The following is an 18,150-nucleotide window of genomic DNA, read 5'->3' on the forward strand; positions in this document are numbered from 1 at the left end:
GTTTCCTCAGTCGGTAAAATTATCGAAATAGCCCTGGATTAGAATAATAGGCGTGCCCTTATCCCCCGAACCGCTCGTCAGATCGCACAGCGAGCCTATGAGGTCGGTCAGCCTTCGCGGCGTGGTTCCCTGCGACGCCATATTTCCCACGAGATTATCTTCCTTTTCGCGGATCCTCTCGGAAATAGCGTCTTTGAGCGCCTCGCCCGAAAGATCTTTGAAATCGTTGTCGGCAAGGTATTTGAGTTTGATCTCGTTGGGCGTTCCTTCCAGTCCGTCGGTATTCGCCACCGAAACGCAAGGGTCGGCAAGTTCCCAAATCTTTCCCACGGGATCTTTGAACGCGCCGTCACCGTACACCATCACTTCGACGTGCTTGCCTGTACGGTTCAGAACGCTCTTTTGGATCTCGTACACGAGATCGGTGCAATCGCGCGGGAACAGTTTGATCTTGTCCTCGGTGGACTTGTTGGAGCCCAAAAGCCCGAAACGCTCGTTGCAGCCGCTGCCGTTCACGGGCGCGTTTAAAATATCGTCCATGCCGCACACGACGTTTGCGCCCGCCGCTTTGAGGATACGCTTTGTCCTCGCGCGGGTATGAATGTCGCAGGTAAGCACGTTTTTCGTATATTGCAGGACCGCGCGGGGATTGTTGGCGAAGATCACTTCCACCTCGGCGCCCGCTTCGCGGATCAGATCGCTGTAATAGGCGACGTAATCGATGCCCGTAAAGGGATGCTTGTTTTCACCGAACAGCGTCCTGTATTTTTCCAGAGTCAGAACGTCGCTGTACGGGTTGACGCCCGCATTGTCGAGTTGATCCCAGGTCACGAGTTCGTTGCCCACTTCGTCGCTGGGATAACTGAGCATGAGAACGATCTTCTTTGCGCCCTTTGCGATGCCTTTCAGACAAATCGCAAAACGGTTGCGGGAAAGAATGGGGAAAATAACGCCGATCGTACCGCCGCCCAGTTTCGAACGCACGTCCGCGGCGATATCCTCCGTAGAGGCGTAATTGCCCTGCGCGCGCGCCACGACGGATTCGGTGACAGAGATCACGTCCCTGTCGCGGAGGGAAAAGCCTTCGCTTTCGGCAGCCTCCAAAACGCTGTCAACCACGATCTTTGCAAGATCGTCCCCTTCCCTTATGATGGGGCAACGGATTCCGCGCGAAACCGTTCCTACTTTACGTTCCATAATCAACTCTCCTCATAGAATATCTGTGGGTATGTAAGCCGCTGCCCGCAGGATACGGGCGCAAACCGATAAAAATCCGTTTATTATTATATCACAATCTTTGCCCCTTTGTAAAATGCTCGACGCGGATTTCTCGATTTTTTTTGCGGAAAACAGAGAGCGGACGGCAATGCCGTCCGCTTACGATCAAAGACGAATGATTTCCAGCGTCGAAAGCGCCTCTTCGATGAGCGCTTCCACGCCGAGTTTGTTTTCCTGCGCTTCGACCTGTTCCGATTTGGGGCGAATGAGCGGGTGTTTGGGAAGAAAGACCGTGCAGCAGTCCTCATACGGCAGAATGGACGTTTCAAACGCGCCCATCGCCTTGGAACGATCGACGATCTCCGTCTTGTCGAATCCGACGAGCGGGCGCAGTACGGGCATATCCTTTACGACCGCGTTGGAAGAAGTCATGCCCTCGATCGTCTGGCTCGCGACCTGTCCCAGGCTTTCGCCCGTAATGAGGCACTGCGCGCCGATCTGTTTCGCAAGCCGTTCGGCAATGCGCATCATAAAGCGTCGCACGAGCGTGATCATCATATCTTCGGGACAATGTTTGTGTATCTCTTCCTGAATATGCGTGACGCTCACCGTATACAGCGTGACGCCTGCGGCGTAGCGCCCGAGGATGCGCGTCAACTCCACCACTTTTTCTTTCGCCTGCAAGTTGGTATAGGGATAACTGTGAAAATGCAGACAATCCACGTTCATGCCGCGTTTGGCGATCATGTACCCCGCCACGGGACTGTCGATGCCGCCCGAAATGAGCAAAAGTCCGCGTCCCGCCGTACCTACGGGCATGCCGCCCGCGCCCTTTTGAAGATCGCTGAACACGAGCGCCGTTCCGTTTTCTCTGACGTCGATATGAACGGTCTTTTCGGGCGCGTGCACGTCCACTTCCAAAGATGGAACGGCTTCCAGTATCTTGCCGCCGATATGCGCGTTTAATTGCATGGAATTGAGAGGAAATCTTTTATCCGCGCGGTTACTCTCCACCTTGAAGGTGCCGTTTTTGGGCGCGACGAAGAGAGCCGCCTCTTCGATGGCGGAAAGTTCCGCGGGCACTTTATAGGCGACGCTGATCGAATGTACGCCGAACACGCATTGCAGGCGTTCGAGTATGCGCCCGATATCCTGCGCGTCAAAATTTTCGACGACGTAACGGCCGCTCGGTTTCCTGATCTCGTGACGGATGCCCGAAAGCGACTTTTCGAGGTTGTTCATGAACACCTTTTCGAAATAGCCGCGGTTTTTTCCTTTTAAGTATATCTCGCAGTAGCGGATGATGATGACTTTATCCATTATTTATCTCGTCTTTTCGTATAATTCACGCGCACAGCCGTTGATGATCTCCGCCGCGCGCTCTGTTTCTTCCATCGTCGTTTCCGCGCTGAAAGAAATGCGTAAGATCCCGTCCGCCGTCGGCTCGTCCGCGCCCGTCGCAAGGATTACGCGGCTGAAACGCGTTTTGGAGGAACACGCCGAACCCGTCCCGACTACGACGCCCTTATCGTCGAGCATGTGCAGCAATACTTCGCCGCGCAGCCCCCGCGCCGACGCGCTGACGATATACGGCGAACAGTTTCCCGTGGATATAATTTTAAAAATCTGCTTGTCCAGACTGTTTTTTACACAGGAGGAAAGTTCTTCGGCATGCCTGTAATTTTCTTGCAAACGCGCGTATTTCGCGGCGGCCGCCAAAGCGAACTGCGCGATGCCGAAGGTATTTTCCGTGCCGCTTCGCAGCCCCTTTTCCTGCCCCCCACCGAAAATATAAGGATGCAGCACGCACTTCTTTTTGCGTATCAGCGCGGCGATGCCGCGCACGCCGCCGATCTTGTGCGCGCTCACGGAATACAGATCGATATTTTCGCCCAAACGGTACAAAAGTTTGCCGAACGCCTGCACGCCGTCGCTGTGAAAGACCGCAGCGGCGTTGATCTCTTTGACCGCACGCGAAATCTCGTCGATATCGTTGACCGCGCCCGTTTCGTTATTGACGTGAATGACCGAAACCAGCGAAGTTTTGCGGTCGACTTTTTTCAGAAGATCGTTTACGTCCACGCTGCCGTTCCCGTTGAGGCGCGCGCGGCGCACTTCGATCCCCCGCCGCGCAAGTTCCGCCGCGGCGGCAAATACGGCGGCATGCTCGCCCTCGGTTATGACGACGTTGCCGCGCCGTCCCGCGGAAAAAAGCGCCTGATTATCCGACTCCGAACCGCAGGAGGTAAAGACGAGTTCGTGCGTTTCGCTCCGCGCTACGTGCGAAAGCAAAGACGCGCGCGCCTTGTCCATCTCTTTATGAATTTCAAACCCTTCGCGGACCATTGACGAAGGGTTGAAAAAATCTTCTTTTAAATAGCGCATTGCCGATTCCGCCGCCCCGATATCGGGGCGCGCGGTCGCGGCGTTATCCAGATAGATCATTTGTTGAATTCCGTTTCCAATATATTTTTCCGCATATAGCGCACGATCTGCGTGATCAGTTGGATGCGGCACTCCAGAATCAGAAGCCGTTTGCCCGCGTCCGTCTGCGTCTGAAAATAGAAAAATTCCTTATCCTCTTCGGCGACGTTGTTGGGCGTCAAGATCACTTCCTTGATATCGGGCGTAAATTTCAGTTTTTTGTAGGATTCGCTGCCTACCCTTCCGATCTTGATGATGCGGTCGCCCGAAAGGCGGTATTGCAGTTTGCGCTTGCGGTTATGAATGACCTTGCAAATGCGCAGTTCGCCCGAAACGAAGGTATAATCGTAACTCAGATAAAAGGCGTGGCGCTTCATCGAAAAGAATATGCCCGCGGCGATAAACAGCACGGTAAAGACGATCCAGATCACGAGATTGACGATGATCGCCATGGTAAAATCTTTTCCGTCATCCTGCGTGGGCGAAAACATGACGTTGAGAAAGCATAAAACAGCCGAAACAAACGCCAAAACCATAAACACCGTAAACAAAGTATATTTGTTTTTGGCGCTCTTTTCGTTATGCGTGCTTACGCTCTCTTCATAAAAAACTTCTTGCATGATATACTCCGCTCATTAAAATTCGATATAGCCTTCGAACACCTGTTTGACGCCGCCCGTCAGCGTGACCATGCCGTCCGAAGTGTATCGCACGAACAGATCGCCGCCGCGCACTTTCACGGTCACGTCGGTATCGGGGCGGCAATAACCGTTCAAAACCGCCGCGACGACCGCCGCCGCCGCGCCCGTGCCGCACGCGAGCGTTTCGCCGTTGCCGCGCTCCCACACGCGCATTTTCAGCGTGGTGTCGTTGACGACCCTGACAAATTCGGTATTGACGCGTTCGGGGAAATACTCGCTGTATTCGAAGAGCGGTCCCACATTGGGAACGTCCACCGCGTCCACTTTATCGCAGAACACCACGCAGTGCGGGTTGCCCACGTTGACGAGCGTAACGTTATAATTTTTGCCGCCGACAGTGATCGCGCGGTCTACGACGGACTCGCCGTCCAGCGTGGAAGGAATGTTCCTGCCGTCCAGAACCGCTTTGCCCATTTCGACGCTGACCGAACTCACTTTCCCGTTAAACGTAAACAACGAGAGTTCTTTCACGCCGCTGAGCGTTTCGATGGTAATATTTTTACCCTTGACCATACCGTTATCGAACAGGTATTTTGCGACGCAGCGGATGGAATTCCCCGCCATGCGCCCCTCGCTGCCGTCCTTGTTGAAGATACGCATTTTCGCGTCCGCAACGTCGGATCTCTCGATGAGCGCGATGCCGTCGCCGCCGACGCCGAAGTGGCGGTCTACAAAATTGATGGCGAGCGATTCGGGACAGGTGATCTTTCCGTCCATATTGTCGAAGAAAATATAATCGTTGCCGCAACTCTGCATTTTGACGAACTTGATCTTCGTCTTTTCGGTGCGCAGCGCGTTAATGTCCACCAGTTCAGTATTATTTTCGTTGAAACGGCTGGCGATGATGTCCGCGAGCGCGTTGGCGGTATCCAGCGACGTAAGCGTGGTGATGCCCAAAAGGATGGCGTGGTGATGCAGGCGGATATAATCGTCGATGGAATCCATATCCGTCTTGCCCGTATAGACGATATAATCCACTTTTCCCTCGTCCATGAGTTTCAATACTTCGTCGCCCGAGGAGAGACGATCGACGGTCGTCACTTCGATGCCGAGGGTGCGGATGGTATCCGCCGTGCCCGCGGTGGCGTAGATATTGAGCCCGAGGTCGCTGAACTTTTTGGCAAGGCCGAGTATTTCGAATTTATCCTGGTCGTTGACGGTGAAATAGACGCCGACGGGATTTTGTTTGGTGGGATGGCACAATTTGAAGCCCGCCGAAACCAGCCCCTTGAAGAGCGCTTCTTCGATATTCTTGCCGATGCCGAGCACTTCGCCCGTCGATTTCATTTCGGGTCCCAACTGCGAATTCACGTCGTTCAGTTTTTCAAAGGAGAACACGGGAACTTTGACCGCCACGTAGGGAGAATTTTTGTACAGTCCCGTGCCGTAGCCCAGTTTTTTGAGTTTGGAGCCGACCATGATCTTGGTGGCGAGTTCCACCATGGGCACGCCCGTCACTTTGCTGATATACGGAATGGTACGCGAGGCGCGGGGATTGACTTCGATGACGTACAGTTCGTTATTATAGACGAGGAACTGAATATTTATAAGCCCTTTCGTTTTTAACGAGAGCGCGAGTTGGGTGGAGCACTCGATAATCTTTTCCAGCATAATGTCGCTGAGGTTGTACGGCGGATAGACCGCAATGGAATCTCCGCTGTGTACGCCCGCGCGCTCGATATGCTGCATGATACCGGGAATGAGCACATCCGCGCCGTCGCTGATGACGTCCACTTCCAGTTCCTGCCCCATCAGATATTTGTCGCACAGCACGGGATTTTCGATATGCTGCTGCAAGATCACATCCATATAGCGGCGGATATCGCTCTCGGTAAAGGCGATGGTCATGTTCTGACCGCCGATAACATACGAAGGGCGCAAAAGAACGGGATAGCCCAGTTTATCCGCGGCGGCGAGCGCCTCTTCCTTGGTCATGACGGTGAGTCCCTTCGGGCGGGAAATGCCGAAACGCTCCAAAAGTTCGTCGAAACGCTCCCTGTCCTCCGCCATATCCACGCTGTCCGCGGAGGTGCCGAGAATCCTCACGCCGTGACTGTCGAGATAATTGCACAATTTGATCGCCGTCTGCCCGCCGAAAGTGATGACGACGCCGTACGGTTTTTCCTTGTCGATGACGTTCTGCACGTCTTCGGGCGTGAGCGGCTCGAAATACAACCTGTCCGCCGTGTCGAAATCAGTGGAAACCGTTTCAGGGTTGTTGTTGATGATGATGACTTCGTAACCTAATTTTTTCAGCGTCCAGACGCAATGCACCGAGGAATAGTCGAATTCGATGCCCTGTCCGATACGAATGGGACCCGACCCGATGACGATAATGCGCTTTTTCGTGCTCTTTTTGACAAAGGGCGTCGCCTCGTCGTGAGACTGCTCGTCATAGGTGGAATAGAAATAAGGCGTCTGCGCGGCGAATTCTGCGGCGCAGGTATCCACCATTTTATAGACGGCGCGGCGGTGATAAGGAATTTTCTGCCCGGACAGTTTTTCAAGTTCCTGATCGGGATACCCCAACAACTTGCCCTCGTCGTATAACGCGCGCGTGAGTTTTTCGGTTTTGAGCCGCTTTTCGTAATCGACCAGATTTTTCAGTTTATGGAGGAACCAGCGGTCGATTTTTGTGATGTCGAAAATCTCGTCCACCGAAACGCCCTGTTTGAGCGCTTCGAATACGGTAAACAGACGCTCGTCGGAAAGTTTGGAAAGTTCCTCGCGGATATTTTTGCCCGCGTATTTATTGAGATTGAGCGACGAAAGAGAAATTTCCGCGCCGCGCACGGCCTTCATGATCGCCATTTCGAAACTCGTGCCGATGGACATCACTTCGCCCGTCGCCTTCATGCGGGTGCCCAACTCGCGCTTGGCGTATAAGAATTTATCGAACGGCCATTTGGGAAGTTTGACGACCACGTAGTCGATGGCGGGTTCGAAACAGGCGTACGTCTTGCCCGTCACATCGTTTTTGATCTCGTCGAGCGTGTAGCCGAGCGCGATCTTGGTCGCCACTTTCGCGATGGGATAGCCCGTCGCCTTACTTGCGAGCGCGGAAGAGCGCGACACGCGGGGATTGACTTCGATGACGGAATATTCGAAAGAATCGGGATTGAGCGCGAACTGGCAGTTGCAGCCGCCCTCGATCTTCAGTTCGGTGATGATCTTCAAAGACGCGCTGCGGAGCATCTGATATTCTTTATCCGAAAGAGTGACCGCAGGCGCGATGACGATGGAGTCGCCCGTGTGGATGCCCACGGGATCAAAATTTTCCATCGAACAGACGGTGAGCACGTTGCCGTGGCTGTCGCGCAGCACCTCGAACTCGATTTCCTTCCAGCCGTAAATATACTTTTCGACAAGAACCTGCGTGATCGGCGAAAGCATCAGCCCGTTGTGCGAAATACTGCGGAGTTCTTCCTCGTTGTACGCCACGCCGCCGCCCGCGCCGCCGAGCGTGAACGCGGGACGGACGATGACGGGATAGCCGATCTTATCCGCGACCGCAAGACATTCTTCAACTGTGTACGCGATATCCGAGGGAACGCAGGGCTGGCCGATCTTCTGCATGGTCTCTTTGAACAATTCCCTGTCCTCGGCGCGGTCGATCGCGTCCACTTTCGTTCCGATGAGTTTGACGCCCCACTCGTCCAGAAAGCCTTCCTTCGCCAACTGACAGCCGATGGTCAGTCCCGTCTGTCCGCCCAATGAGGCGAGAATGCTGTCGGGCCGCTCCTTGATGATGATGCGCTTGATGGATTCGAGCGTCAGAGGTTCGAGGTAAATTTCGTCGGCGAGCGCCTTGTCCGTCATGATAGTCGCGGGGTTGGAGTTGCAAAGCACAACGTTCACGCCCGCGTCTTTGAGCACGCGGCACGCCTGCGCGCCCGCATAGTCGAATTCCGCGGCTTGTCCGATAACGATGGGGCCGGAGCCGATGACCAGAACTTTCTTTATATCGCTTCTTTTAGGCATTGATTTTTCCTCCGTCCATCACATTCATAAATTTATCAAACAAGTCCGAGGCGTCCAAAGGTCCCGCGCACGCTTCGGGATGAAACTGCACGGTGAACGCGTTCAGATCGGGGTACTCTATCCCCTCGCAGGTATTGTCGTTTACGTTGATAAAACTCAGATCGCCTTTGCCCTGTATGGATTCGGCGATCACTTCGTAGCCGTGGTTCTGGCTGGAAATGTACACCGTGCCCGTTCTCAGTTCCTTGACGGGCTGATTGGCGCCGCGGTGGCCGTACTTCATTTTGCGCGTTTTGCCGCCCATAGCGAGCGCAAAAAGTTGATGTCCTAAACAAATTCCGAACACGGGAATTTTACCCGCAAGTTTTTGAATTTCCCGAATGATCTCCGTATTTTCCGCAGGATCGCCGGGGCCGTTCGTCAGCATTACGCCGTCGGGTCTCAAAGCCAGAATCTCTTCGGCGGTGGTATCGGACGAAACGCGGATGACGTAATTATCGCGCCGCACGAGTTCGCGCACGATATTTTCCTTTGCGCCGAAATCCCAAAGCACGACGCGCCGTTTCGCGCTCTCCTCCCCGTAATATTTGATGCCCTGACGGGAGCAGGTCTTCACCGCGTCGCGTATGGCGTATTTCTGCACTTCGCCGAGATCCGTTACGGGGCGGGAAGAGATGACCGCGTTCATGACGCCCGCCTCGCGCACCGTTTTAGTGAGTTCGCGCGTGTCTACGCCGTACACGCCCACCACGTTGTTTCGGGTCAGAAACTCGTCGAGTTTTTCTTCGCAGCGGAAATTGGAGGGCTGCCCGCAATGCTCACGCACCACGTAGGCGGTGAGATACGGCTTTTTGCTCTCCCTGTCCTTGCTGATCACGCCGTAATTCCCGATGAGCGGAAACGTCTGAATGACGATCTGCCCGTAATAACTGGGATCGGTCAGCGTTTCGATATATCCCGTCATGCCCGTCGTGAATACCAGTTCCCCGACCACGTCGCCCTTGGCTCCGAAGCGTTTCCCTTCGAACACCCGTCCGTTTTGTAACGTCAAATAAACTTTTTCTTCCTTCATTGATGACTTCCTTATATCGAATTTATTTCAGCAATTTGCAGAGCACGGCTTTCTGCGCGTGCAGTCTGTTTTCCGCCTCGTCGAAAATTTCATCGGCGTGCGCCTCGAATACTTCTTCCGTGATCTCTTCCCCTCTGTGCGCGGGGAGACAGTGCAGCACCATAGCATCCTTTTCCGCAAGTTTCATGAGCGTATCGTCGATGCAATAGCCGCGGAATATTTTTTCGCGCGCCGCCTTTTCTCCTTCCTGCCCCATGGACGCCCATACGTCCGTGTACAACACGTCCGCCCCCTCCGCGGCCGCCTTTAAATCGGAGGTCACGGTGATCTTGCCGTTTTCCCTAGCCCAACAGATGAGATCCGCGTCGGGGCGGTAGTCGTCGGGACAGGCGATCGCGATCTCCATGCCCGTCTTGATGCAGCCGACGATCAGTGAATTCGCCATATTGTTCCCGTCGCCCACAAAACACATTTTGAGCCCCTTGAAACTGCCCTTGTATTCGCGGATGGTCATGAGGTCTGCGAGCACCTGGCATGGATGGCAGTAATCGGTGAGCCCGTTGATGATGGGAATGGAACCGTACTTTGCCAGATCTTCCACGTCTTTTTGCGCAAAAGTGCGGATCATGATACCGTCGAGATAGCGCGAAAGCACGCGGATGGTATCCTTGATGGGCTCGCCTCTGCCGATCTGCAGATCGCGGTCGGAAAGAAACAGCGCGTAGCCGCCCAGTTCGTACATACCCACTTCGAAACTGACGCGCGTCCTCGTGGATGATTTCTGAAATATCATGCCCAGTTTTTTCCCTTCGAGATAGGGATGTTTGACATTGTTTTTGCGCTCGTATTTGAGTTGATCGGCAAGATTGAGAATGCCGAAGATCTCGTCGCTCGTCAGATCCTTTAGTTTCAGTAAATGTTTCATTCGGAAATCACCTCGTTCAAAATTTTTAATCCGCAGTCCAATTCGTCTTTTTTAATATTGAGCGGCGGCAGCAAGCGCAGTTTGTTTTTCGCGGTGAGGACGATGAGCCCCCTCTCCAAACACGCCGCGGCGAGCGCTTTCGCGTCCTTGTTCGTTTCAAGCCCGATCATCAATCCCAGCCCCGTCACTTTCAAAACATTTCTGATGCGTCCCAGATGGGTGAAAAGATACGCGCTCTTTCCCTGCACCTCGAATAAAAGATCCTGATCGATACGGGAAAGGATGCTGAGCGCGCCCGCGCAGGCGACGGGATTGCCGCCGAACGTGGAGCCGTGGTCGCCGTAAGTAAAGACGTTTTCCGTCTTGCCGAAAAACATGGTGGCGCCGAGCGGCAGTCCGCCAGCAAGTCCCTTTGCGGTCGTCACGACGTCGGGTTTTATTTTATAGTGTTCGTACGCGTACAGGCGGCCCGTTCTGCCGTTGCCCGTCTGCACTTCGTCGATGATGAGAAGGATGTCGTTCTTTTTACAGAAGAGCGCGATCTTTTCGACCTCCTCGATATCCAGAACGTTGACGCCGCTCTCGCCCTGTACGAGTTCCATCATGACGGCGCAGGTGCGCTTGGAACACATTGCGCGCACGCCTTCGTAAGTGGGATCGGCGTAAGAAAATCCCGCAACGAAAGGCGCGAAATGTTTGTGCATGGCGTCCTGTCCCGTCGCGGAAAGCGTGGCGAGCGTCCTGCCGTGAAAGGAATTTTTCAGCGTGACGATCTCGTATCTGCCCGCGCCGTATTTATCCTCGGAATACTTTCTCGCCGCTTTGATTGCGCATTCGTTCGCCTCGGCGCCCGAATTGGAAAAGAAAACTTTTTTTGCGCCCGTCTTTTCGCATAAAAGTTGCGCGAGTTTCGCCTGCGGTTCCGTATAATAGAGATTGCAGGCGTGCTGTACCTTATTCAGTTGTCCGATGACAGCCTGTTTCCACGCCTCGTCGTTGACGCCGAAGGTATTGACGGCAATGCCGCTGGCAAAATCGATATACTCTTTTCCCGCGGAGGAAACGAGTTTCGCCCCGTTCCCCGCTGCGATGTCCGTCTGAAAACGGTTGTACGTATTGGCGATAAATTGCTTGTCGAGATGCTGTAAATCCTGAAAATCCATAATACACCTATTTTATCTATTCTATCATAAAAGCGCTCTTTAATCAAATATTTGAAATGCGTTTCGTCTAACAAATTTCCGCCCGGCTGCGGCGCCGAAAAAAAAGACTGATCGTCAAATCAGTCTTCGTTGATAAACATGGTGCCGATACCGCTGTCCGACAAAATTTCAACCAAAATGGAATGGGACACCCGTCCGTCGATAATAAACACTTTATGCACGCCGCGGCGGATCGCCTCTTTGCAGCACTCGATCTTGGGGATCATGCCGCCCGAGATCACGCCCTGTTTCACGAGCGAGGGAATATCGCTCACGTAAATTTTTTCGATCAGGCTGGACTCGTCGTCCTTGTCGCGCAGAACGCCTTTGGTGTCGGTCATGAGAATCAGGCTTTCCGCCCCCAAAGCACCCGCCAGAGCGGCGGCGGCCGTATCCGCGTTCACGTTATAAATATGGCCTTCGTCGTCGTAGCCGACGGTAGAAACAATGGGAATATAACCGGCATCCAGACTGTCGGTTATGATTTTGGTATCCACTTCGGTAATTTTTCCGACGTAGCCGAGTTTCGGATCCGCCGTTTCGCATTTGAGCATATGCCCGTCGATGCCGCAAAGTCCGATGGCTTTGCCGCCGATGCGCTCGATGAGGTTGACGAGAGATTTATTGATCTTGCCCGCCAGCACCATCCGCACGATCTCCACGGTTTCTTCGTCGGTATAGCGCAGTCCGTCGATAAATACCGATTCCTTGCCCACCTTTTTGAGCATTTCGGAAATTTCGGGACCGCCCCCGTGCACCAGCACGACTTTGACGCCGATCAGGTTCAAAAGCACGATGTCGCGCATGACGGAATTTTTCAGTTCGTCGTTGATCATGGCGTTGCCGCCGTATTTCACGACGATGACCTTATGGGTATAGTCCTGAATATACGGGAGGGCTTCCGCGAGCACGTGCGCCCGAAATTGTTTGTCGTTGAATTTGTTATCCATTTTTTTCCTCTTTTATGTGCGGTAATCCCCGTTGATCTTCACGTAATCGTACGTGAGGTCGCAGCCCCAGGCGGTCGCCTTTCCGCTTTTGTCGTTGAGTTCTATTAAAATCTGTATTTCGTCCGCACCGAGAACTTTTTTGGCTTCCTCTTCGGAAAACTCGATCCCGCTGCCGTTTTTGCATACGTCAATGCGCCCGAAACGGCTCTTGAAGGAAACGTCCACTTTGGAAACGTCCACGTCCGCGCCCGAATAGCCGACGGCGCACAACACCCGCCCCCAGTTGGCGTCCGCGCCGAACATGGCGGCCTTAAACAGGCTGGACTTTATCACCGATTTCGCAACAAGTTTGGCGGCGTTTTTGGTTTTTGCGCCCGTCACTTTGCATTCGAGAAGTTTGGTCGCCCCCTCGCCGTCCTTGGCGATGCAGCGACACAAATAGGTCGTCACTTTATTGAGCGCGCGGCGGAAGGCGTTAAAATCTTTGCCTGTCTCGGTGATTTCGGGATTGCCCGCAAGCCCGTTGGCAAGCACGCACACCATGTCGTTGGTGGAAGTATCGCCGTCCACGCTGACCATATTGAAGGTATCTTTCACGTCAGCGGAGAGCGCCTTTTGCAGCATGGCGGGCGAGATCGCCGCGTCCGTAGTAACGAAAATCAGCATAGTCGCCATATTGGGATTGATCATGCCGACGCCCTTGCCGATTGCGCCGATATGACATTCCGCGCCTCCGAGGTCAAAGGAAAAAGCGATCTCTTTGGCTACGGTATCCGTCGTCATAATGCCCTGCGCCGCGAGATTGCCGTTCTCTTCGCTCAGGCCCGCAGCGAGCGCGGGCATACCCTCAGCCATCGGCTCGACGGAAAGCGGCTGTCCGATGACGCCCGTGGACGCGACCACTACGTCCGACGCCGCGATGCCCGTGTTCTTTTCGACGAGAGCGCACATCGCCTCGGCGATCTCCACGCCGTCGGCATTGCAGGTGTTCGCGTTGCCGCTGTTGCAGACGATCGCCTGCGCATAGCCGTCCGCGACGTGCGATTTCGTAACAATGATGGGCGCGCCCTTGACAAGATTCGTGGTATACACGCACGCCGCGCTCGCTCTTTTTTCGCTTACGATCAAAGACAGGTCGCGCTTGGTTTTATTTTTCCGGATGCCGCAATGCACGCCGTTGGCACGAAAGCCCGCGGGCGCGCACACGCCGCCGCTGATTTTTTTCATAATGTCCTCCGCGGAAATTTTTGCAACTTATTCGGTCAAAGACGTGGTTTCGTCCAGCCCCAGCATCAGATTCATACACTGCACCGCCGCGCCGGAAGCGCCCTTGCCGAGATTGTCGAATCGGGACGCGAGCAAGATCTGTTCGTCGTTGCCGTCCACGTATATTTCCATGCGGTTTGTGCCGCACAGGTCGTTGGCGGACAAAAAGCCTCCGTCCAACGTTTCTTTTTCGATCACTTTGATGAAATTACGTCTCGCATAGTACTCTGCAAAATACGTTTTTATCTGCTCAACGCTCATTTTTTTAGTCATTAAATCCGTATAAAGCGGCACGGTTACACACATGCCGCTGTAATAGTCGGCGACGATCGGATTGAATATCGGCTTATGCGAAAGCCCGCATACAGCCGTCATTTCGGGAAGGTGTTTGTGAGAAAGCCCCAAAGCGTATTGCCGCGGGCTATCCAGACGCGTATCGCGCGGCTCGCTCTCGTACTGCGCGATCATCTTCTTTCCCCCGCCGCTGTATCCCGTTACCGAATGGCACACGAAGGGATAATCGGGGGAAACCAATCCGCCCGCGATCAGGGGATACACGAGCGAAATGAACCCGCTCGCATGGCAGCCCGGAACGGCTACGCGTTTCGAGGAAACGATCTTTTCGCGGTGCGCCTCGGAAAGTTCGGGAAAACCGTACGCCCAATCGGGCGAAGTTCTATGCGCGGTCGAGGCGTCGATGATGCGGACGCGCCCGCTTTCCGCAAGCGTTACAGCCTCCCTCGCAGCCGCGTCGGGCAGGCACAGAAAGACGATATCCGCGGAATTTATACATTCTTTGCGCGAGGCGGCGTCCTTGCGGAGTTCTTCGGAAAGCGTGATCAGTCTCAGATCCGAACGCTTACCCAGCCGCTCATAGATCTGTAAACCCGTCGTGCCCTCTTTCCCGTCGATAAATACGCTGTACATACAATCCTCCCGCATTTTTCCGCAAATTGCGGCACCTGCAAAGACAAATGCCGCAAATTTTTACTTTATTTCAATTTTTTCTGATCCAAAAGCGCTTTCACTTTGATGGGCAGACCGTACAGATTGATGAATCCCTGCGAATCGTACTGATCGTACACGTCGTCCTCTCCGAACGTCGCGATGTCCTCGCTGTACAGCGAATGTTCGCTCCTGACGCCCGCATTCATCACGTTGCCCTTGTAAATCTTTAACTTGACTTCGCCGCTCACCGTTTCCTGCGTCTTGTCCACGAACGCGGAGAGAGCCTCGCGCAGAGGCGTGAACCACTGTCCGTTATAAACGAGGTCGGCAAACTTGATCGCAACGTGCTGTTTGAAATGCTGGGTATCCTTATCCAGGCAAATGCTTTCCAGAATTTCATGCGCGGTATAGAGTATCGTGCCGCCGGGCGTTTCGTACACGCCGCGGCTCTTCATGCCGACAAGGCGGTTTTCCACCATGTCGCAGATGCCGACGCCGTTCGCGCCGCCGATCTTGTTGAGTTTTTCGATGATCTCTACGGAAGAAAGTTTTTGTCCGTCTACCTTGACGGGAACGCCCTTTTCAAAAGTAACGGTCACATAGGTCGCCTGATCGGGCGCCTTCTCGGGCGATACGCCGAGTTCCAGAATTTCGTCGTATTTGGGCTCGTTGGCGGGATCTTCCAGATCCATGCCCTCGTGCGAGAGGTGCCACAGGTTTTTATCCTTGGAATAGTTGGTCTCCCTCGTAATCTTCAAGGGAATATTGTGCGCCTCGGCGTAGTCGATCTCCTCGTCGCGGCTCTTGATGTTCCACGTTCTCCAAGGCGCGATGATGGTCATTTCGGGCGCGAACGCCTTGATGGTCAACTCGAAACGCACCTGATCGTTGCCCTTGCCCGTGCAGCCGTGGCAGATCGCGTCCGCACCCTCTTTTTTGGCGATCTCTACGATACGCTTTGCGATGACGGGACGCGCGAACGAAGTCCCCAAAAGATATTTGTTTTCGTAGATCGCGCCCGCTTTCATCGTGGGATAAATATAGTCTTCGATGAACTCTTTGCGCAGATCTTCGATATACAGTTTGGAAGCGCCCGTCTTGATCGCTTTTTCTTCGAGTCCTTCCAATTCGCTCTCCTGCCCTACGTCGGCGGAAACGGCGATCACTTCGCAGTTGTTATAATTTTCTTTGAGCCACGGAATGATGATGGACGTATCCAATCCGCCCGAATACGCCAGAACTACTTTTTTGATCTCTTTCTTTTCCATGTTCGTTACCTTCTTTGTGATAGTAGCATTATTATACAATCTGCCCCGTCATAAGTCAAGCGATTGCACCGCCTGTTTTTGAAAATATACAAATTTATTTACATTATTTTGTATAATATTTATATTTATGCATATTCATGCGGTGTTTTATGAATAAAAAATATAAAACCAGTTTTTTATTCATTGATTTTAACAAATTCATTATCGATATTTATATAAGCATCTTGCAAAGAAACTTCAAACAACGCAAAAAATTCACAACAAGCGCTATTAAATCTTTTTTTCAAAAAGGGACACTCTGTCAACATTTTTTCTTTCAGAATAATATCTTCACATTCAATCGCTTCCCCATTGATTCGGATCCACTCCCTTGTATTCGGTTTTAGAGCGATTATTTGTATAATAGGATTATGCGTCAATTGTTTATAAACTTGTTTTGTTTTGGCTGTCGAAAAAAACAATTTACCATATGCCTCCATGACCGCACCAAACGGTCTGCCCTCAGGACGTCCGCCATTCAACGTCAAGACATAGAAAACACCGCATTTTTGCAAAAAATCATAAACTTTGCCCATTATATTTTCCATCTTTATTCCCATTCGATGGTGGCGGGCGGTTTGCTGGTGATGTCGTAGACAATGCGGTTCGCATGCTCGACTTCGTTGACGATGCGGGTACTGATTTTTTCCAGAACGTCGTACGGAATACGTGCCCAGTCCGCCGTCATGGCGTCCACGCTCGTCACCGCACGCAGGGCGATCACGTTTTCATACGTTCTCGAATCGCCCATGACGCCGACGGTCGCGGTCGAGGTGATGACCGCAAAATACTGCCAAATCTCTCTTTCAAGCCCTGCGCGGGCGATCTCCTCGCGCAAAATGTAATCGGCGTCCTGCAAGGTTTTCAGCCGTTCGGGGGTGACTTCTCCCATAATACGCACGGCGAGTCCCGGCCCGGGGAACGGCTGGCGCTGCACGACGGAATCGGGCAGTCCGAGTTCGGAACCCACTTTCCGCACTTCGTCCTTAAAAAGGTCGCGGAGCGGTTCCAAAATCTCTTTGAAATCTACGACGGAGGGCAGACCTCCCACGTTGTGGTGACTCTTGATGACCGCGGAAGCGCCCTTGCCGCTCTCGATGACGTCGGGATAAATCGTTCCCTGCACCAAGAAATCCACGGCGCCGATCGCCTTTGCCTCGCCTTCGAATACTTTGATAAATTCTTCGCCGATGATCTTGCGCTTCTTTTCGGGATCGCTCACGCCTTTAAGTTTATTCAAAAAACGTTCGCCCGCGTCCGATTTAATCAAATTCATTCCAAGTCCGTCGCGGAAAATGGAAACGACCTCGTCCGCCTCCCCCTTGCGCAAAAGACCGTGGTCGACGAACACGCACACGAGCCGATCGCCCACCGCTTTGTGCACGAGCGTTGCCGCGACTGCGCTGTCCACGCCGCCGCTCATGGCGCATAAAACTTTTTTATCTCCGATCTTCTCGCGCAAATTCGCAACCTGTTCGGAAACGAAATTGGACATCGTCCAATCCCCTTTCGCGCCGCAGACCGAATAGAGAAAATTATGCAATATCCGTTCGCCCTGTCTGGTGTGATGCACCTCGGTATGGAACTGGATCCCGTATATTTTTCTTTTTTCGTCGGCAAATCCCGCGGCGGGACAGGTTTTCGTGGTTGCCGTTACCGAAAAGCCTTCGGGCACTTTGCTCACGTAATCGGTATGGCTCATCCAGCAGACGTTGTTTTTATCCACGCCGTCAAAGAGAGGACTCTCTTCGTATTCGATCTCGCTCTTGCCGTATTCGCGTGTATTGGCGTGCGTGACCACGCCGCCCAATTTATACGCGATAAGCTGGCAGCCGTAGCAGATCCCGAGCACGGGAATACCTAAATCGAAAATTTCCTTTTTTACGTTGGGCGCGTTATCGGCATACACGCTGTTGGGCCCGCCCGTGAAAATGATGCCGATCGGATCGTATTCCCGAATCTTTTCCACGGTCATATCGTAGGGCAAAAGGTCGCAGTAGACGTTTTGTTCGCGCACGCGGCGCGCGATGAGTTGGTTGTATTGTCCGCCGAAATCGAGGATGAGTATTTTTTGATGTTCCATACGTTGTCTCCGTTTTCATAGAAGAATGTACCGCAAAGATTGCGGTACATTTTAAGTGTAAAATTTATAAACC

14 protein-coding genes are annotated in these 18,150 nt (G+C 53.2%); all 14 read right to left on the reverse strand.

Features of this window, described 5'->3' with window-relative positions; genetic code table 11:
* Positions 1 to 6 precede the first annotated feature (6 nt).
* Complete coding sequence (locus ESZ91_RS00480) at positions 7 to 1,197, reverse strand: coenzyme F420-0:L-glutamate ligase (RefSeq protein WP_129223032.1); 1,191 nt, start codon at positions 1,195 to 1,197, stop codon at positions 7 to 9.
* A 186-nt stretch (positions 1,198 to 1,383) separates the two neighbouring features.
* Complete coding sequence (thiI, locus tag ESZ91_RS00485; RefSeq protein WP_129223034.1) at positions 1,384 to 2,538, reverse strand: tRNA uracil 4-sulfurtransferase ThiI; 1,155 nt, start codon at positions 2,536 to 2,538, stop codon at positions 1,384 to 1,386.
* 3 nt (positions 2,539 to 2,541) lie between these two features.
* Positions 2,542 to 3,663, reverse strand: a complete 1,122-nt coding sequence (locus tag ESZ91_RS00490; protein ID WP_129223036.1) for a cysteine desulfurase family protein — start codon at positions 3,661 to 3,663, stop codon at positions 2,542 to 2,544.
* Entirely contained in the window at positions 3,660 to 4,262 is a 603-nt protein-coding gene (locus tag ESZ91_RS00495; RefSeq protein ID WP_129223038.1) for a hypothetical protein, read from the reverse strand. The genes ESZ91_RS00490 and ESZ91_RS00495 overlap by 4 nt, the downstream gene beginning before the upstream one ends.
* A 15-nt stretch (positions 4,263 to 4,277) precedes the next feature.
* The gene (gene carB, locus ESZ91_RS00500) at positions 4,278 to 8,324 is read right to left on the reverse strand and encodes a carbamoyl-phosphate synthase large subunit (RefSeq protein ID WP_129223040.1); all 4,047 of its coding nucleotides are present in this window, start codon (positions 8,322 to 8,324) and stop codon (positions 4,278 to 4,280) included.
* Entirely contained in the window at positions 8,317 to 9,396 is a 1,080-nt protein-coding gene (locus ESZ91_RS00505) for a carbamoyl phosphate synthase small subunit (RefSeq protein WP_129223042.1), read from the reverse strand. Before ESZ91_RS00505 ends, carB begins: the two co-directional genes overlap by 8 nt.
* A 22-nt stretch (positions 9,397 to 9,418) precedes the next feature.
* On the reverse strand, positions 9,419 to 10,321 hold the full coding sequence (argF, locus tag ESZ91_RS00510; protein WP_129223043.1) for an ornithine carbamoyltransferase: 903 nt from the start codon (positions 10,319 to 10,321) through the stop codon (positions 9,419 to 9,421).
* Positions 10,318 to 11,484 (reverse strand): acetylornithine/succinylornithine family transaminase, encoded by a 1,167-nt coding sequence (locus ESZ91_RS00515; protein WP_129223045.1) that lies wholly within the window; start codon positions 11,482 to 11,484, stop codon positions 10,318 to 10,320. The genes argF and ESZ91_RS00515 overlap by 4 nt, the downstream gene beginning before the upstream one ends.
* 119 nt (positions 11,485 to 11,603) lie before the next feature.
* Positions 11,604 to 12,473, reverse strand: a complete 870-nt coding sequence (gene argB / locus ESZ91_RS00520) for an acetylglutamate kinase (protein WP_129223047.1) — start codon at positions 12,471 to 12,473, stop codon at positions 11,604 to 11,606.
* Between the two features lie 12 nt (positions 12,474 to 12,485).
* Complete coding sequence (gene argJ, locus ESZ91_RS00525; protein ID WP_129223049.1) at positions 12,486 to 13,700, reverse strand: bifunctional glutamate N-acetyltransferase/amino-acid acetyltransferase ArgJ; 1,215 nt, start codon at positions 13,698 to 13,700, stop codon at positions 12,486 to 12,488.
* A gap of 27 nt (positions 13,701 to 13,727) precedes the next feature.
* The gene (gene argC / locus ESZ91_RS00530) at positions 13,728 to 14,666 is read right to left on the reverse strand and encodes an N-acetyl-gamma-glutamyl-phosphate reductase (protein ID WP_129223051.1); all 939 of its coding nucleotides are present in this window, start codon (positions 14,664 to 14,666) and stop codon (positions 13,728 to 13,730) included.
* Positions 14,667 to 14,731: 65 nt separating this feature from the next.
* Positions 14,732 to 15,955 carry an argininosuccinate synthase gene (locus ESZ91_RS00535; protein ID WP_129223053.1) on the reverse strand — a complete coding sequence of 408 codons (1,224 nt, stop codon included), beginning with the start codon at positions 15,953 to 15,955 and terminating at the stop codon, positions 14,732 to 14,734.
* Positions 15,956 to 16,131: 176 nt separating this feature from the next.
* Positions 16,132 to 16,542, reverse strand: coding sequence for a pyridoxamine 5'-phosphate oxidase family protein (locus tag ESZ91_RS00540; protein WP_201270829.1), 411 nt, complete (start codon positions 16,540 to 16,542; stop codon positions 16,132 to 16,134).
* Positions 16,543 to 16,544: 2 nt separating this feature from the next.
* Complete coding sequence (gene guaA, locus ESZ91_RS00545; RefSeq protein ID WP_129223055.1) at positions 16,545 to 18,077, reverse strand: glutamine-hydrolyzing GMP synthase; 1,533 nt, start codon at positions 18,075 to 18,077, stop codon at positions 16,545 to 16,547.
* Between the last annotated feature and the right edge of the window lie 73 nt (positions 18,078 to 18,150).

The organism is Candidatus Borkfalkia ceftriaxoniphila, assembly GCF_004134775.1.
In the GTDB taxonomy this organism is placed as follows: Bacteria; Bacillota; Clostridia; order Christensenellales; family Borkfalkiaceae; genus Borkfalkia; species Borkfalkia ceftriaxoniphila.

Bases quoted from the DNA above. Each gene is read 5' to 3' on its own strand.
- ESZ91_RS00480 (WP_129223032.1), bottom strand. From the start codon at position 1,197: ATGGAACGTAAAGTAGGAACGGTTTCGCGCGGAATCCGTTGCCCCATC.
- thiI (WP_129223034.1), bottom strand. From the start codon at position 2,538: ATGGATAAAGTCATCATCATCCGCTACTGCGAGATATACTTAAAAGGA.
- ESZ91_RS00490 (WP_129223036.1), bottom strand. From the start codon at position 3,663: ATGATCTATCTGGATAACGCCGCGACCGCGCGCCCCGATATCGGGGCG.
- ESZ91_RS00495 (WP_129223038.1), bottom strand. From the start codon at position 4,262: ATGCAAGAAGTTTTTTATGAAGAGAGCGTAAGCACGCATAACGAAAAG.
- carB (WP_129223040.1), bottom strand. From the start codon at position 8,324: ATGCCTAAAAGAAGCGATATAAAGAAAGTTCTGGTCATCGGCTCCGGC.
- ESZ91_RS00505 (WP_129223042.1), bottom strand. From the start codon at position 9,396: ATGAAGGAAGAAAAAGTTTATTTGACGTTACAAAACGGACGGGTGTTC.
- argF (WP_129223043.1), bottom strand. From the start codon at position 10,321: ATGAAACATTTACTGAAACTAAAGGATCTGACGAGCGACGAGATCTTC.
- ESZ91_RS00515 (WP_129223045.1), bottom strand. From the start codon at position 11,484: ATGGATTTTCAGGATTTACAGCATCTCGACAAGCAATTTATCGCCAAT.
- argB (WP_129223047.1), bottom strand. From the start codon at position 12,473: ATGGATAACAAATTCAACGACAAACAATTTCGGGCGCACGTGCTCGCG.
- argJ (WP_129223049.1), bottom strand. From the start codon at position 13,700: ATGAAAAAAATCAGCGGCGGCGTGTGCGCGCCCGCGGGCTTTCGTGCC.
- argC (WP_129223051.1), bottom strand. From the start codon at position 14,666: ATGTACAGCGTATTTATCGACGGGAAAGAGGGCACGACGGGTTTACAG.
- ESZ91_RS00535 (WP_129223053.1), bottom strand. From the start codon at position 15,955: ATGGAAAAGAAAGAGATCAAAAAAGTAGTTCTGGCGTATTCGGGCGGA.
- ESZ91_RS00540 (WP_201270829.1), bottom strand. From the start codon at position 16,542: ATGGAAAATATAATGGGCAAAGTTTATGATTTTTTGCAAAAATGCGGT.
- guaA (WP_129223055.1), bottom strand. From the start codon at position 18,077: ATGGAACATCAAAAAATACTCATCCTCGATTTCGGCGGACAATACAAC.